The 219-nt window shown below is 69.9% G+C and carries 1 protein-coding gene; it reads left to right on the top strand.

Annotation, left to right across the window (positions count from 1 at the left end; translation table 11 throughout):
• A partial coding sequence (locus tag ACFHWU_RS29665; protein ID WP_416592373.1) for a transposase family protein occupies window positions 1–219 on the top strand: 219 nt, incomplete at both ends.

Below are 219 nucleotides of genomic sequence, written 5' to 3'. Positions count from 1 at the left end.
GGCGTTGCCGCTGGACACGGCGCTGGTGATGGTGCTGTTCGGGCTGCGGCACAACCTCGCGCCGGACGTGCTCGGTGAGGTGTTCGGCCGCGGCTCGACGACCGTGGAGCGCTACCGGGACGAGGTGGAACCGTTGGTGGACGAGGTGTTGACCCCGTTGTACGAGCGGGTCCGTGACCCGGCCCGTCGGGACGCGGTCCTGGTCGATGGTCTGGTCGT

The organism is Micromonospora sp. LOL_015, assembly GCF_048060275.1.
In the GTDB taxonomy this organism is placed as follows: domain Bacteria; phylum Actinomycetota; class Actinomycetes; order Mycobacteriales; family Micromonosporaceae; genus Micromonospora_E.
The sequence above is the reverse complement of the archived record's forward strand: the minus strand, read 5'-3'. Positions and strand labels throughout refer to the sequence as shown.